14 protein-coding genes are annotated in these 15,781 nt (G+C 69.2%); 6 read left to right on the top strand and 8 right to left on the bottom strand.

The window, feature by feature from the left end:
- Positions 1–351: 351 nt before the first annotated feature.
- The 5 genes from IEY69_RS18730 to IEY69_RS18710 form a co-directional block, all read right to left on the bottom strand.
- Positions 352–1,386, bottom strand: coding sequence for a GGDEF domain-containing protein (locus tag IEY69_RS18730; protein WP_189074661.1), 1,035 nt, complete (start codon positions 1,384–1,386; stop codon positions 352–354).
- Positions 1,387–1,461: 75 nt separating this feature from the next.
- Positions 1,462–2,199 carry an ankyrin repeat domain-containing protein gene (locus tag IEY69_RS18725; RefSeq protein ID WP_189074660.1) on the bottom strand — a complete coding sequence of 246 codons (738 nt, stop codon included), beginning with the start codon at positions 2,197–2,199 and terminating at the stop codon, positions 1,462–1,464.
- Complete coding sequence (locus IEY69_RS18720; protein ID WP_189074659.1) at positions 2,171–2,668, bottom strand: GlcG/HbpS family heme-binding protein; 498 nt, start codon at positions 2,666–2,668, stop codon at positions 2,171–2,173. Before IEY69_RS18720 ends, IEY69_RS18725 begins: the two co-directional genes overlap by 29 nt.
- Before the next feature lie 66 nt (positions 2,669–2,734).
- A complete protein-coding gene (locus IEY69_RS18715; protein WP_229784112.1) occupies positions 2,735–3,367 on the bottom strand; it encodes a response regulator transcription factor in 633 nt (210 codons plus the stop codon).
- Complete coding sequence (locus IEY69_RS18710; protein ID WP_189074657.1) at positions 3,351–5,204, bottom strand: sensor histidine kinase; 1,854 nt, start codon at positions 5,202–5,204, stop codon at positions 3,351–3,353. The genes IEY69_RS18715 and IEY69_RS18710 overlap by 17 nt, the downstream gene beginning before the upstream one ends.
- 546 nt (positions 5,205–5,750) lie before the next feature.
- Here IEY69_RS18710 and IEY69_RS18705 point away from each other — a divergent pair.
- The gene (locus IEY69_RS18705) at positions 5,751–6,215 is read left to right on the top strand and encodes a response regulator (protein ID WP_189074656.1); all 465 of its coding nucleotides are present in this window, start codon (positions 5,751–5,753) and stop codon (positions 6,213–6,215) included.
- Between the two features lie 308 nt (positions 6,216–6,523).
- Here the strand turns inward: IEY69_RS18705 and IEY69_RS18700 are convergent, their stop codons facing one another.
- Positions 6,524–7,474: a tyrosine-type recombinase/integrase gene (locus IEY69_RS18700; protein WP_189074655.1), complete on the bottom strand. Its 951-nt coding sequence runs from the start codon at positions 7,472–7,474 to the stop codon at positions 6,524–6,526.
- Positions 7,475–7,940: 466 nt separating this feature from the next.
- On the bottom strand, positions 7,941–9,128 hold the full coding sequence (locus IEY69_RS18695) for a GGDEF domain-containing protein (RefSeq protein ID WP_189074654.1): 1,188 nt from the start codon (positions 9,126–9,128) through the stop codon (positions 7,941–7,943).
- A 1,118-nt stretch (positions 9,129–10,246) separates the two neighbouring features.
- Between IEY69_RS18695 and IEY69_RS18690 the strand changes: the two genes are divergently transcribed.
- The 5 genes from IEY69_RS18690 (at position 10,247) to IEY69_RS18670 (ending at position 14,640) form a co-directional block, all read left to right on the top strand.
- Positions 10,247–10,681, top strand: coding sequence for a hypothetical protein (locus tag IEY69_RS18690; RefSeq protein ID WP_189074653.1), 435 nt, complete (start codon positions 10,247–10,249; stop codon positions 10,679–10,681).
- Between the two features lie 466 nt (positions 10,682–11,147).
- Positions 11,148–12,332, top strand: a complete 1,185-nt coding sequence (locus tag IEY69_RS18685; RefSeq protein ID WP_189074652.1) for a TerD family protein — start codon at positions 11,148–11,150, stop codon at positions 12,330–12,332.
- Positions 12,329–13,402: a peptidoglycan DD-metalloendopeptidase family protein gene (locus IEY69_RS18680; protein WP_189074651.1), complete on the top strand. Its 1,074-nt coding sequence runs from the start codon at positions 12,329–12,331 to the stop codon at positions 13,400–13,402. The genes IEY69_RS18685 and IEY69_RS18680 overlap by 4 nt, the downstream gene beginning before the upstream one ends.
- A 98-nt stretch (positions 13,403–13,500) precedes the next feature.
- Complete coding sequence (locus IEY69_RS18675) at positions 13,501–13,908, top strand: hypothetical protein (RefSeq protein WP_189074650.1); 408 nt, start codon at positions 13,501–13,503, stop codon at positions 13,906–13,908.
- Between the two features lie 48 nt (positions 13,909–13,956).
- Positions 13,957–14,640, top strand: coding sequence for a hypothetical protein (locus tag IEY69_RS18670; RefSeq protein ID WP_189074649.1), 684 nt, complete (start codon positions 13,957–13,959; stop codon positions 14,638–14,640).
- Between the two features lie 36 nt (positions 14,641–14,676).
- Here the strand turns inward: IEY69_RS18670 and IEY69_RS18665 are convergent, their stop codons facing one another.
- Positions 14,677–15,780 (bottom strand): hypothetical protein, encoded by a 1,104-nt coding sequence (locus IEY69_RS18665; protein ID WP_189074648.1) that lies wholly within the window; start codon positions 15,778–15,780, stop codon positions 14,677–14,679.
- Position 15,781 lies beyond the last annotated feature (1 nt).

The following is a 15,781-nucleotide window of genomic DNA, read 5'->3' as shown; positions in this document are numbered from 1 at the left end:
GGTGCCGAGGGCGAGGGCGGCGAGTACGGTCAGGCTGAGCGCGCTTTTCTTCATGTGTCCTCCGGGGGACGTGCGGACTGGATGGGTCGGACGACCGGGCACTGCACCGTCTGCCGTCCAGGGGGGCCGTGTCATGAGGGACCACCGTTCAGTCGCGCTGAGCAGGGGCCGGTCACTGAGCTTGCAGGTGCAGGTCTGATGCTCGCACGGTCAGACACACGGTTTTCTGACACGGGTCGCCGCTGACGCCACCGTGAACCGTGGGGACGGCCCCTTCCAGCGGACGCCGCGGGTGCCGTCACGGCGCGATCAGACGCCGCCGGGTGCGGCCTGATCCGTCGGCCCGGCCGGTCACGGGTGGCGGGGCGGGTGGCCGGTGCCGGTCCAGCAGGCCAGATTGCGGCCCGCGGCTTTCGCGGCGTACAGCCGTTCATCGGCGAGGCGGATCAGCTCGCGGCTGCTGGCCGCCTCCGGGAGCAGGGCCCCGCCGGCACTCAGCGTGATGCCGCACAGGTCGGGCCGCTGCGCCACGACCTGACGGACGTGATGCACGGCGGCCTGCGCGCTGGACGGGGTCTGGCCGTACAGGATGACCAGGAATTCCTCGCCGCCCCAGCGGCTCAGGAGGCTTCCGGTCGGCAGGTGCTGCGTGAGAAGCCCCGCCACCTCCCTGAGCAGGTCGTCCCCGCGGGTGTGCCCCCAGGTGTCGTTGACGCGTTTGAAATGATCGAGGTCCAGCAGGACCACGGCCGCGTCGTGGGGCGGTTCGGCGCGGCCCAGCAGGTCGCCGAGCTGTTCGAGCGGCACGCGGCGGTTGTACAGGCCGGTCAGCGGATCGCGGCTGACCTGACGCTCCAGTTCGGTTCGCAGGTGCCGCTCGCGGATGAGCTGGTGATTGTACTGGGTGATGTACATGATCAGCAGCAGCAGCATGGCCCCGACCACCAGGGCGGGCGGGTCGGAAAAGGGCTGCCAGAGGCCGATCAGGGCGACGGGCAGGCAGGCGGCGGCCGTCCAGCGCAGGGCCACGTGGGGGGCGTACCACGTGAACGAGAGCCCGGTGACGAGGCCGCAGCTGGAGAGCACGCCGGTGGGCAGGGGTTGGTGCGTCAGGGCGAGGGCCATCAGGACGGCCCAGACGAGCGCGGTGATCAGCCCGAGAATCAGCGGGTAGAGGACCTGAAGCGTGATCCGCCGCCAGGCGAGGACCGCCAGGACGAGCAGCAGGAGGCTGGCGCCGAGGGCGAGGCGGCCCCGGATGGGAGCGGCCTCGCAGAAGGAGACGGTGGCGAAGGCGGCGTAGCCGAGGGCCAGCAGGCTGGTCAGCAGGACCGCGTTGCGCCGCTCCCACGAGGGCGGAGAGAGGAGGCGACTCGACCCGAACATGACATTTTTAACATTAAAGCGTCTGCCGGACGCGGCGGCCCTTCCTCAAACTCGCGTGAAGACCCGGCCCGGACGTCACCGCGCCCGGAGCAGGCGGACCATGTCCCGGTACCCGGCCCGCTGCGCGTGCTGCAGGGGCGTCACCCCGGCGCGGTCCGCGAGGTCCCGGTCCGCGCCGCGCGTCAGCAGCACCCGCACGATCTCGGTGTGAACCGGTCCACCGTCACCCAGGATCACGGCCTCCAGCAGGGCCGTCCAGCCCAGGTCATTCACGTGATTCACGTCCACGCGGGTCGTGGCGAGCAGTTCCCGCACGTACCCGAGGTGCCCGCGGTGGGCAGCGGGAATGAGCGCCGTGCCCCCGAAGCGGTTCGTGCGGGTCACGTCCGGGCTGGCCCTGAGCACCTCCCGCAACATGGCGACGCTGCCGGTCTCCCCCGTGACCAGCAGGGCGTTGTTGCGGTCCGCGTCCTGGAGGTCCGGGTCCGCTCCGGCGGAGATGAGCACCCGCGCCACGTCAACGTGGTCCCCCAGCGCCGCGGCGGTCAGGGCGGTGCGGCCTTCCGGGTCGGCCGCGTCGGCGGTCGCGCCGGCGGCCAGCAGGACCGCCACGCGCGCCGCGTCGCCCGCGCGGGCCGCGCTGAGCAGGTCGGTGTCCAGAGCACTCACGGGCGTCACCTCGTGAAGCGGGCGGCGGTCCGGGCGGGCCCCCAGGGTGGGGGCCGCGCCGACCAGCAGAACCAGCAGCAGGCCGGTCGCGGTCCACGCTGGGCCGCCCCGGCGCTTACTGGCCGAGAACGGTCGCAATGGCATCGGCGGCGCACGTCTCGTCTATCAGGCCGCTGGGCGCGCCGCCCACGCCGACTGCACCCACGACCGCGCCGTTCACGCGGACCGGCACACCGCCGGCCAGCAGCAGGTAGCCGGGAATGTTCGCCAGGCCGGGATTGCCGGGCAGGCCCCTGGCCATCTCGCTGGTCAGGTTCCGGCCACTGGCGCTGGTGAACGCCTTGCCCGCACTGGCCCCCACGGTGTGCGGCCCGGCCTGCTCCGAGCGGGCCACGGCGAGCGTCACGCCCGACCGGTCCACCACGGTGGCGGTCACGTGGTACCCGGCGGCCGCGCAGTTCGCGACGGCCCGCGTGGCCAGCCGAACGGCGGCGTCCAGGCTCAGGCTGGTCACCTGCATCGTGGGCGTGCTGGCCAGTGGCACGGGCGCCGGCGGTGTCTGAGCCGCGGCGAGGGAAGTGAGGAGCAGGCCGGTCAGGGTCGGAAGTTTCATGCCGTCATGCTGTCAGGCCCGCGAGCGGGACACCATTCGGGCCTTCCCGGACGGAGCTCCGTAACATTACGGAGGACGGCCGGGCGCGTCCACCACGCCGAGGTACTGCCTCATCAGGTCCGCCAGGGTCGCCACCTCGAGCTTCTCGAACAGGTGGGCGCGGTGACTTTCCACGGTGCGGACACTGATCCCCAGCACCCGGGCGCTCTGCTTGCCGGTCTGCCCGGCCATCAGCCCGGCGAGCACTTCACGTTCCCGGTCGGTCAGGCGGGCCAGGCGGACGCGCGCCTCCCGGACCGAGTCCGCCTGCGCGCGCCGCTGGCGGTGCTGACTCGTGGCGCGCTGCACCGCTTCGAGCAGGGCCGTCTCGTCCACCGGTTTTTCCAGGAAGTCCACCGCGCCCTGCTGAAAGGCGCGGCGGCACAGGTCCACGTTCCCGTGCCCGGTCAGGACGATGACGGGCAGGTCCACGCCGCTGGCCCGCAACTGCTCCTGCATCTGCAGGCCACTGACGTGCGGCATGCGGATGTCCAGCAGCAGGCACCCGATGTCCGAGCGGTCCACCTGCGCCTGCAGCGCCACGCCGTCCGCGAACGCCCGGACCGGCAGGCCCACTGTGCCGAGCAGGAACGTCAGGGCGTCGCGGACGGCGGCGTCATCATCCACGAGGTACACGATCGGCTCAGGTGTCCGGCTCACTGCTCCATTGTGGCAGCGTGAGCGTGAACCGCGCGCCGCGCCCCGGGGCATTCTCGCCGCTCAGGTCCCCCCCGAGACCCTGCGCGAGCGACTGCGAGAGCGACAACCCCAGCCCCAGCCCCCCGGGCTTGACCGTCTGAAACGGCTGGAACAGGGTCGCCCGGACCGCGTCCGAGAGGCCCGTCCCGCTGTCCTGCACGGTCAGGGCCCACGCGTCACCGGCCGCGCTCAGCTGCAGGTCCAGCCGCTGATCCGGGCGGTCGCCCATGGCGTCCAGCGCGTTGCGGACGAGGTTCAGCAGGATCTGCTCGACCTGCACCGGGTCGCCCGTGACGAACGCCGCCGCGGGAAACTGCGCCGCCACGTGCACACCCTGGCGAGTCAGGTCCGCGTGGCAGAGGATCAGGATGTTCTGCGCGGCCTGCACGAGATCCACCTTCGCCCGCTGCGCCGGCGCGCGCCGCACCAGGGTCCGCAACCGCGCGATGATCTCCGCAGACCGCTGCGCCTGAGTCACCATGCCCTGCACCGCCTGCCGCGCCCGCGGCACGTCCGGCGGGTCCTGCGTCAGCAGCCGCAGTCCGCCCTGCCCGTAACTCACGATCGCGGTCAGCGGCTGGTTCAGCTCGTGCGCCAGTCCGGCACTCATCTCGCCCAGCGTCGACAGCCGCGAAACGTGCGACAGCAGGCTTTCATGCTCCCGCACCCGCCGCTCACCGGCGTCCAGCTGCGCCAGCAGGCGCTGCTGCAGCGGTCCGACCTCCCGCACCGTCAGCACCCGGCCCAGCAGCTGCCCCCGGTCCCCGGTCAGGGGCGTCAGGCCCCCCTCGATCAGGACCTGCTCCGCACCGCGCCGCAGGGCCGTGCCGTCCGGCAGCGCCTGCGCGTCCGTTGCCCGCCAGAAGCGAGCCGCGTCGAACGGCGCCTGCGACAGCGTCGCCTGGAAACGCGCCGCGCCGCTGATCGCCTGACCCGCCGGGAGCGGCCCCATGATCCGCAGGGCCGCCGGGTTGGCCTGCACCACGCTGCCCTGCGCGTCCAGCACCACGATGCCGTCCGTGCTGGCCTGCACGACGCCCTGCGCGCGGCGCCGCTCGTCGAGCAGGGACTGTTCCGCCCGCGCGCGGATCGACAGGATCCGCGCCGCGCCTCCCGCGATCAGGGTCGTGGTCGTCCACCAGAACAGCAGGCCCGCCCATGGCCAGACCTGCCACGGGTGAGCGCGCTCGAAGCGGATGGGGAACGGTTCCAGCGCCGTGCCCAGCGATTTACGCACCGTGAAGGTGAACGCGGCCTGCCGCACGGGCGCGGCGCGGTCGACCAGCAGCTCGCCGGTCTCTGGGCGGAACAGCTGGACGCTCAGCGGCTCGGCGGGCAGGTCACGGGTGGACACCAGCGCGGCGGCGTTCACCCACACCCGCGCGCGACCCAGCGTCAGAACGTACAGACCGCTCCCCGACCGGGGCCAGCGCACCGCCGGCCGAGGTGCCGGCGCGAACGGCAGATCCGGCAGCTCCTCCCGGCGGAATGTGAAGGACCGGCACCCGGCCGCCGCGCACCCCTCCACCGCCACGATCTGCCCGTACGGCCGGACGAGCGCCTGCACGTATCCACCGAGCTTCCCGGGCGGCAGGTCCTGCGCGAGTAGTGCCGCGACGGCCGAGAGCACCGTCTCCTGCTGCTCCAGACGCTGAGACAGGACCCGGTGCAGCACCCGCGCGTCCAGTTCGAACGCCGCCTGCAGCGCCGCGCGCCGCTCACTCACGAGACCCCACGAGCCAGCCAGCGTGACCGCCAGCCACAGGGGCAGCGTCCACCTCCACACCGCGCGGGCCATACCCGTCAGCGTACCCGTTCCGCGGTGGCCCGGCCGACAGACACCCGCAGGAGCGTGTCGCTCGACAGACCCCTGGCGGCACAGAGCCGTCCACGCCGAACAGAGCCGTCCACACCGAGCCCTCCACGCCCGACGGGGCTCGACAGCGGGGTTCAGGTGCGTTGGGAGAACGGTTCGCACCTGAACCGAGCAGACTCGCGGAGCTTCCGAGCGAGCAGCCGGAACCGAAGCGGTTGGACGTGGAGTTGAGGAGCGCACGGTTGGCCCCTCAATGCCGCTGACACCCGCTGATGATGATCATGACGGATGCTCGCTGCGCGGCTGTTCACTCCGCAGGTCACGCTGTCCGTCCGTCAGGGCAACGAAGCGGGCCTGTTCACCGTGCCGGTCGCGTTCACTGCTCGAGTCATCTGCCGCCCTGCAGGGTGCCGAGGCGCTGTCAAGCGCAGATGACCGCGCACCACCCCGCCCGGTGGGGGAGAGCAGCAGGGGAATTTGGGGCTGGGGTCGCATTTCTCCCCTGGCGCGCCCCCCACACTGAATCACGTGACCCCGGACGCCACCTGGATGCCCGACCGCCTGTGCGTCCTGCTGGTGGACGACAACCCTGCCGACTGCGAACTCGTGCACGAGGCTGCCGCCCGGCAGGACCGGGCCGTGACCGTCAAAGTCCTCCACGACGGCCGCAGCGCCCTGGACTGGCTGCTGGCGCAGGCGGACCTGCACCTGCTGCCGGACGTGCTGCTGCTCGATATCCGCATGCCCGGCATGACCGGGTTCGAGATGCTGCAGGCCGTGCGCTCGCACCCCAGCCTGCACCGCCTGCCGGCCGTGATGCTCACCACTTCCAGCGACTCTGACGACGTCCGGCGGGCGTACGACCTGATCAGCTCCGGTTACCTCGTCAAAGAGCACGGTTTCGAGGAGTTCACCGCGCAGATCCGGCGCTTCATCGCCTACTGGTCCGACGTGCACTACCCCCACACGCGCGCCTACGTCCGCCCGGCCTGACCGCCGGAGCGCGTCCACTCGCCGGACCCGGCGACCAGCTCCCAGGTGCCGCTGAAGGCTGAACCGTCACCTCCTGCCCCACCGCAGGATTCAGTTTCGTAACTCAGGCGAAGGGCACGCCCCAGGGTGAATCGCTGCCATTTCAGAGGTGGACCTCAGTGGACTCCGCAGGTGCCTCAACGGCTCACAGCGGTGTTCAGTTCCACCCTGGGGCCAACACCATACAATTCCACTTCCAACTGCTGTCTTTTTCAGGTGCTCGATTCAGACGGACCGAGGGCTACCCTCAAGACCTCTGAACTCTGCTGTCAGAAGTCCTCGACTTCGTTCTGCACGTCGTTCTCCTCCAGGGCGACGTAGCGCCGCGTCGTGTCCACCGACGAGTGCCCTAGGAACAGCCCGACCCGCGTGAAGTCCTTCGTGGCGCGGTACAGCCGGGTCCCCGAGTGTTTACGCGCGGCGTGAAAGCCCCGCCAGGCCGGTCCGTGCCCGGCAGCGCGGAAGGCGAGCCGCATGCGGTACTGCGCCTGATGGTACGTCCAGTCGAACAGCTCACCGTCGGCACTCGCGGCGGGCAGGTCCTGCAGGGCCGCGCGGACGCGGCGGCCCAGGGGAACGCGGCGGACCTTGCCCCCTTTCCCGTGCACGGTCAGCTGCGCGCCCTGAAGGTCGCCGAGCCGGATGTTCAGCGCCTCGGTGACGCGCAGCCCGGCGTGCGCGCACAGCAGCAGCAGCGCGGCGAGCCGGGCGTCGCAGTGCCCGAGGACGTCATCGACCTCGCGCATGTAGGGCGGGTTCTTCACGATGCCGGGCGTGGGGTCCGGGGGCACGTGCGCGTCTTCGAACGGCTGCGCTTCGGTCGCGCCTGCCCAGCGCAGCGCGCGGTACAGGGCGCGGGCGCCCGCGACGTACTGCGCCACGGTCGCGGCCGAGAGCGTCCCGGTCCGGCCGCGTGCCTGGGTGGGCCGCGTCTGCAGCTCGGCGACGTACCGGCCGCCGTCCCGCCGTCCGGGGCGGAGCAGTTGTACGCCGCTGCGCTGCGCCCAGGGCACGAAGTCCCGCACGGCGAGACGGTACGCGGCGAGGGTCTTGGGGCTGGTGCGGGCGCCCTTGCGGCTGCCGGAGGTCATGTAGGCCAGGGTGACCTGCACGAGGGTGTCGGTGTCGTAGGTGCTGGCCGCCTCGACCGCCCGGACCCGCAGGGCCTGATCGGTGAGGTGGATCAGGGCCAGGGTGTCGCTGGTGCGGACGAGGGTCACGGTGAGTCGATGTTAGCACTAAGCCACATTAGTGTGAAGTGCTCGTGATTGCTGAACCGGTGACCTGTCAGGTCCCGTCGGACAGGTGAATCGTCCCTGCTCCCACCCTGGACCCCTCAACCGCGTTCGGAGGCCCCTTCCTGGCCGTTCTGTGAGGTCGAGATTTTTTTGCCGACTGGACCGCACTCAAATGGGACCGGATTCTGATAGATGAAGAATCACTGTCAGAAGATCGTCTCTCAACCTCTTTCCACTCTATGGTGCGCCGCAGTCTTCTTCTCGCCGGGCTCAAGTCGGTGGCACCGAGGAGACCGGAAGAACCCTGCCCCGAGCGAAGGGCGTATCGGCAGGTGACAGAACCTGAACTGTCGAGCGGAGGGGCGTGCTGTCCAGCGCAGTGTGAAACGGACCACTGCGGTGATTCCTGGCATCTGGTGCTCTCCCCGGGTTGCTCTGGCGCGCACGCTCAGCGGGCCACACCCGGCGTGAATTTGATCGTCGGATTCGCGCGGCGCGCTTTCCTCACGTACATCGCCTCATCGGCACGCGACAGACCGTCCGACCACGTATCGTGCGGCGAGACGGTCGTCCAGCCCACGCTCACGCTGCAACTCAGCAGTTCGCTTCTGCGGCCCAGCGTCTCGGTGAGGCGGCTCAGCTGGGCTTCGACGTCCGGCGCTTCTCCGGTGAGCAGCATCGTAAACTCATCCCCACCCGTCCGGCCCGCCACGTCGTCGCGTTGCGCCACCCGATTCAGCAGACCACCCAGGGCGGCCAGTTGCGCGTCACCCGCCGCGTGTCCATGCCGGTCGTTGAGGTCCTTGAACCGGTCGACATCCAGCACGACCAGAGTCGCCACGCGGCTGTCCGGACGGGCCCGCCAGCGCGCGTAGGCGCCCTCCAGGCCGCGCCGGTTGAGGACACCCGTCAGTTCGTCCCGGAACGCCAGGTCCGAAAGGTGATCCTGCAGGGCCTGCATGTCAGCCCGGCGCCGGTCATCATGCAGCAGCCAGAAGGCGAACGCCCCCCCGACCGATAGCACCAGCACGCCGGTGAACATCAGGACGTTGGGCGCCGTGAAGGCGTACGTGAGGTCCGGGTGGCTCCCTGGGGCGAGGGTGACGCTGCGCGGCACCGTCAGTATGAAGACCGATCCGAACAGCCACAGGTGCAGGGCGTACGTGCCGCGCAGGTGCCGCTCCTGCCGCATCTGCTGCACGATGAGCGTCACGAGGGCGCCCACGCACACCGTCAGGTAGATGCTCACGAGGAGGACCCGCGCGGTGATGTTGTCGTGCGCGGCCGTGAACCAGTGAAGCAGTCCCAGCACCACTGGAATGCTCGCGCTCAGGCCAGCGGTCAGCGCGACAGGGACGCTCCGGCGGGCGAAACGGTAGTACGCTCCGACGAACAGCGCCGCGCCGATCATGAGCAGCGCGTTGCCGAGCAGGATGGACGTGCGGTCCAGGCCCGGTGGGCGGTACGTGCCGATCAGCATGCCGAGAACCACCAGAGTGTGCCCGGCGGCCCAACTGCGCCAGCCCGGGTACGACGGGCGCCACCAGGCCAGGACGAGAGTGGACAGCGCCACGATCAGGACGGTCACGCTGACGCTGGCCGCGAGAATGAGTAGTGGGTTGAGTGCAGGGGGCATGATCGACGTCCTGAGAACCTGGGAAGAATGGGTGCCCGGGTACAGTCATTGAACCGACTGTGGCCTCACGGGCATCTGACATGGACTCAGATGAACTCAGAAAACCTTAGAATTTCATTCGAGAATATATGGAGCTGGATATGAAATCACTTCGATCAAGGTGGCTGTGAAGCCAGTTCTCAAGACCTGTTACGCAGTAGAGGTCGGAGCAGGTAGGTTTAAGGGTGTTACGGCTTGAGAAACTGAAGTCCAGGAGGCGGTCCTTTGAGGGGCTGGTGGTGTTGAGTCCCACAGCTGACGGCCTGACACAAAGAATGAGAAAGCGTCCCCAATAGGGGACACTCTCTGTTTGTGACAACCGAAAATGCCACCGGGGACGCGACCCGACTCGATCAGGCCGTCCTCCCCCATCTCCAGCACAGCGTGTGGAACGACAGTCACAACGGTCATACCCTCGCCTGGATGGTCGCAGGACTACTGCTCTCCCAACAGGCTTCGCTGCCCTCCTGGATCCCATACGTCCAGTCCAGAGCCGTCCTCGCCCAGAGCACCGAACGCCGGTTTCATTAATGGCTGCACAACCCAGCCATCGATCCCACGGGGACCTCTGGGCCGTTGGTGACCCGCGCCCTACGCGCTTGGGGGGCACACACCCTGATCCTGGCCCTCTACGCCAGCATGCTGTTCGAGAAGTTCTGTCTGATTCGAATTTCCGTTCTCTTCCGGGGTCGAGCGGTTCCACTCGTCTCCCGCGTCATTGAACATTCTAGTGCGCAGGTGAGCGGTGCTCACCTGCTTCCCGTGTTGGCCAAAGTCAAGGGGATGCTTGATGTCCTTGATGTGCACGAGGTCCGCGTTCTCGCGGACCGGGGCTTTTGCGATACGGAGCTCATGGCATGGCTCCGCGTCTGTAGATGACACTACCGCATGCGCATCACATCCAGCCTGCTGCTGAGCGCGCCGGATGGATCACGACTGTGCAAGGTTAGAGAGGTCAAATTGTCCGCCAGGGAGACGCGTTTCCTGCACAACGTCACGCTGACAGTGCACCAGTTTGGTCCAATTCATGTGGCTCTGGGTCGTCCATCGGACGACCCAGAGCGGTGGCAGATCAGATCGTGAGCGACCATCCGACGGATGCCCAGACCTTCGCGGAGTACGGCGAACGCTTTCAGATTGAGGAGGGTTTTCTGGACGAAAAAAGCGGATTGTTCGAGCGGGAAGATGCCAAATTGCGGGATGCCGCCAGCCTTGAACGCCTGATCCTGATGTTGGCGCTGGCGACTGTACTGCTGGTTTCTGAAGGCGTGGACATCGTGCAGCGTGGGGATCGACGTGCCGTCGATCCCCACTGGCGCCGGGCATTGAGCTATCTCAAAATCGGTCACCGAGCGGTGCTGTACGCGTTGAGCCGAGGTCAGATGTTTTTCACTCGCCTGGCCCTTCCGGGCGGGCCCGATCCCGAATCTCCCAGGTGCCAGAACGGCCCTCGTTCTCGCCCGTCCATCATCCTTGATGTCAGCTGGACGCTGCCTTTTCGCGCGCCTTCATAAAATCTGTCAGGCCGTCAGGAGCGGGAGGTCGTCCAGACTTTTTCTTGGAGTGTTCTCGCTGGTCCAGGACGGCTTCCATCTCGACGAAGGTTTCGGGGTAGATCCCAGTGTGCCGTTTGAAGCGCATTCGGTTCAGCTTTCGGAGGCGTTCCAGACGGTCGTGGCCCGCTCACGTAGGCTAGAGGGGACTTTCATCCACATCTCGCAGGTTCCCCAGAATCGTCCTGAAGCCGCTGCCAAGCATTCTGGGGGATACTAGCTGAGACTTCAGCCGACGGCGGTTGGCACTCAGCTGCATGCTCAGGGCAGGTGCCCGGCTGAGCTGCTGGTCATGCTGCGGCCACCTGTATCTGAGCTGCGCTGATTCACCGCGTCTGGGGGCGCTGTACAGTTTCTCAGTGGTGCCGGGACCCTGTGCCTCAAGCGGACACCCAACCCCCGAACGTCTCAACCCTCAGGAGCACGCATGATCACCCTCTCACGCGGACAGAAAACGCCCCTCTCGGACCTGACCTCCAGCACGCAGCTCACCGTAAACGTCCAGGCGGGCCTCACCGGTACAGATATCGCGGTTTTCGGTTTGGACGCGCAAGGCCGACTCTCGGACGACCGGTTCATGACGTTCTACAACCAGCCCGAGTCCCCACAGGGCGCCGTGCGCTGGCAGCAACAGGGCGACCGGACCACCTTCCAGATTGACCTGGCGCGGCTACCCGCCAGCATCACCCGCCTGGTGCTCACCGCCACCCATGACGACCAGGCGGTGGGGCAATCCCCCACGCTGACCGTCGAACTGCCCGGTGCAGTCTTCAACGCCCGTGACGGCCTGGCCAACGAACGCGCGGTGATGCTCGCCGAGCTCTACCAGCATCCCCCGGCCCCTGGCGGCCCCTGGCGGGTCGCGGCGGTGTCACAGGGCTTTGACGGCGGCCTGCGGCGTCTGCTGGAACACTTTGGCGGGCAGGCGGCCGAGGACGAGCCCGCCCCCGCGCCCGTCGAGCCGCAAGCGGCAGCGCCCGTCCCCTCCCCCGCGCCGCCCAGCGCCCCGACCCCGGCTCAGAGCAGCCTGCCCTCCACAGCCGGGGGCAAGGTCAGTCTGAGCAAAGGGCAAAGCGTGAGCCTCCTGAAGCGCGGTGGGGCGCCCCTCACCACGATCTTCCTCGGGCTCGGCTGGGACCCGGCCACCCATGGGCGGAATGTCGATCTGGACGCCAGCTGCATCGTGTATGACGCCTCCGGCCGGGACATCGATAAGGTCTGGTTCATGAGCAAATCCGGCCAGCGCGGCGCCGTCCGGCACTCCGGGGACAACCTCACCGGGCACGGCCGAGGGGACGACGAGCGCATCGCCGTGGACCTGACCAAACTCAGTCCCGACGCCACCCACCTGCTCCTGACCATCAACTCCTTCCAGGGCCAGGCCTTCTCTCAAGTGCGCAACGCCTACTGCCGGGTGGTGGACAGCGCCGGTGACACGGAACTCGCCCGCTTTGACCTGGGCGCCGGGGGGCCGCACACCGGCATGTTCATGGCCCGGATCTCCCGCACCACCCACGGGTGGATTTTCACCGCCCTGGGCCTGCCCGGGAAGGGCGCCACCGTGCGCGCCATGATCCAGCCGGGCCGCGCCCTGCTCACAGCGTCCCCATGAGCCGTGTCTTTTCGGTGCGCCGAGCCGTTCTGCTGGCCACGGCCCTGCTCTGGACTGGCGCGGCCGCGTACACCGTGAAGTCAGGTGACACCCTGTCCAGCCTCGCGCGGACCTACCGCACGACCGTGGCTGAACTCACGCGCCTGAATGGACTCACGGGCACGACCCTGGACGTGGGCCAACTCCTGCGGCTGCCCGGGGAGGCGGGCCCACCGTCGCCCGTTTCCGGTGCTCCATCAACGCCGGACCTGGCGGGACTGACCGTCACGGCACCCGCCACCCTGCGTGAGGGCGACGCCTTCGTGCTGCGTCTGAGCGGCGCCCGCGCGCCACTGGCCCGCGTTCGCTTCTCCAGTGAGGCAGGCGAGCAGGTGCGGTTCCCAGCGGAAACCTTGACCCCCATCGCCGCCGGCGATGGGATGTTCGTGGTGCTCGGCCGGGTGGACCTGGGCAAGACGACCCCACTCGAGTACGAGGTGGAACTCGAAGGCAGCGTGATGCGCCGCAGCATTCCGGTCACGGGCCTCGCCCAGCCGATCCAGCGGCTGAACCTGCCCGCCAGCGTCAACGCGAAACTCGCGGATCCCGCGCGGGCCGCCGAGGACGCCGCGGTCGAGCAGGTGTACACGCGGCGCACCCCGCCCCTGTGGACCCGGCCATTTCAGGACGCGCTGAGCCGACGCACGCGCAGCAGTGCGTTTGGCCAACCCCGGACGTACGAGGCGGGCGGGCCCGTGGACTACCACCTGGGCACGGATTACCCCGCCGCTGCGGGCACTCCGGTCCGCGCGGTGAACGACGGCACGGTGGTCATGGCGGGGATGTACCTGGTCCGGGGCGGCCTGGTGATCATTGATCACGGTGGGGGCGTCAGCAGCCTGTACTTCCACCAGCGCCGCGTGACCGTGAAGGTCGGGCAGCAGGTCAGCCGGGGCGACCCGATCGGGGAGGTGGGCAGCACGGGCCTGAGTACGGGGCCGCACCTGCACCTGGAGCTCCGCGTGCGCGGCCAGGCGACGGACCCGGCGAACTGGATGAACCGACTCTGGCCGACCCCGCCGAACAGGTAACGCGCGGCGGGCGTCACGGGCCAGGCGGGACCTGAGCGGCAGGCCCTACGGCCCATGGTGCGCGGCATCCACCCCCGTGCGGTCCATACTCTGAAGGTATGACCGCCGCCCTCCACGCTGGGACCCCGAGCCCGCACAACCAGCAGACGTTCGAGACGAGTGTCGCCCTGACCCTGCAGATGATCGCCACCATCGAGTTCGCCCCGACCACGGGGGGCACCACGGACCCGGACCTCATCCTGGCGTTCGCCGGTCAGCTGGACCGGCACGCGCAGGACATCGCCCTGATGGCCGGCCAAGCCGACGCGGACGTCGCCGGGCTGAGCGCCAACGTGTACTGGCAGCTGTGCGCGGTCCGGGACGAGCCGGTGCAGGCGGCGTACCACGCGCTGAAATCCGCGGCCTTCCTGGGGTTGGGCGGCGGCCTGACCACGGCGTCCTTCCTGGGAGCCGTTGCCGTCGCGCTGCGGCGCGTGGCCGTCCGGGGCGAACGACTGGTGCACTGACCGACCGCCCCCCATTCACCCCTGTCACTTTTGCCCACTGGAGGTTTCATGCGTTCACCCCGCGTTCTCACGACCCTGCTCCTGGCGTCCCTCGGCGCCGCGCACGCCGCGCCCGCCCTGGTGCTCCTTCACGACTTCCGCACGTTCGTGCAGACGCCCGAACTCGGCGCCGCCACGCAGGCCAAAATCCTGCGCCTCGTGCGCGCGACACTCAATCTCCCCGTCTGCGACGGCGGCGAAGTCCGCCAGGAACTCACGGGCCGGTTCACGCGCAACACCCCGCAAACCGCGTACCTGGTGTTCAACTGCGGCACCTTCGCCGCGGACATGATGCGCGAGGAGTTTGGCCGGCTCGTGATCTTCGAGAAGGGCCAGTACGTCACGCACTTCAAGGACATCGGGGATGAGGTGCGCCTGCTGCCCGACGTCAACCGCGACGGGCTGCACGAACTGCTGTTCATCACCGCCATCGGCCCGCACATGGGGTCGTTCATCGAGAACGCCAGCGTCATCTCCCTCGCGGGCGCCAAGGTCCGCACCCTGCTGGACGTCGATGAAGCCGTGCATGACACGTGCTCCACCGGCAGTCCGGAGGACCGCTCAGTGGCGTGGCGCCTGCGCGCCGAGGTTGCGAAGCGGCCCATCTTCACGCTCGACCGGTACGAGGCGGCGTGCGGTGAGGGAGCGCCCTTCCGCTTTCAGTTCAGCCGCCGGATCCTCGCCAATCAGTAACCGCCTGGTGGACCCACCGCGGTCCGGCGCCCCCTCCTAGAGTCTCGGGAGACTCTCGTCGAACCAGCTCACCAGCTGGGGCAGTAGTCCCGGCCGGTAGAGGTCCTTGACGGGCAGCACCTGCAGCACCCCGTGCCGGGCGTAGTACACCCCCAGCCGGCGAACCGGTTCCTGGCTGCCCACCGTTCCGCCCAGCCGGTCCAGGACCAGGTACCCGGTGAGCTGCTGCAGGTAATCCCCGTCCAACTTCAGGTGGCGGGTGGCTTTCACTTCGATCAGCAGGTCGTCCAGCAGCACGTCCGCATCCGCCCCGCCGAAGCGGCCTGCCGCAGCGAACCGGGGGTTCAGGATCAGCTGCCGCTCGGCCCGGAACGCCTCACGGGGAATCGCCTGCACCAGCCCGAGCACGTCCTCGCGCGCCGCGTCGGGCACCACACCGGCCAGATCCGCGAACCAGCCCGTCCGGACCACCACCTCGTAGGACGCGAGCACCACGGCCGCGTGGGCATGGCGGGCCTCGAACGGTTGTCCGCCCGCGACCTCCAGGAGCGTCGTTTCCGCCTCGTTCACCGCTGAACGCGTGCGGTCACGGTCCAGGACGAGCGCTGCGGCCCGTGCGGTCAGGGCGCCTTTCACCGCCACTCGCCCGGGGTTCAGTCCCTCGAGGAGGAAGCGGAACGCGTAGTCGAAAGCCGTACCCACCAACCCTGGATTGGCCCCGCGTGGCGCGGCGAGCATCGGAACCGCAGCTGGATGCTTCCGGCCGGCCAGCGCGGCACGAATGGACTGCCGGGCCTGCGGCGTGCCCCGCAGGTACGCGGTGAGGCTACCGAACGCCGGCGTGGCAGGTCGCGTCAACGGGGGCGGCAGGGCCGGTGCGGCTGGCCTGGGCGGCGCGACCCAGCGCAGCGGACCGGCGCCGTGCGCGGCGACCACCGTGGCCACCGCCCGCCGGTCCAGTGGCAGTGGCAGCGCCTCCAGGGCCGCCTGGAGGGCGCGGTACGGCACCAGGTCCCGCTCGTCCGCGACGCGGCGCCACTCGGGCGTCCACGTCCGCGAGACCGGGTCCACGTGAACCCGGCTGCCGTGCGGCAGCGTCACGAAGGCGCCCGTGTCCGGGAAGGGGGAGCGTCGGGTCACT

The sequence above is a fragment of the Deinococcus sedimenti genome, assembly GCF_014648135.1.
Taxonomy (GTDB): domain Bacteria; phylum Deinococcota; class Deinococci; order Deinococcales; family Deinococcaceae; genus Deinococcus; species Deinococcus sedimenti.
This window is presented reverse-complemented; position numbering and strand designations above follow the sequence as displayed.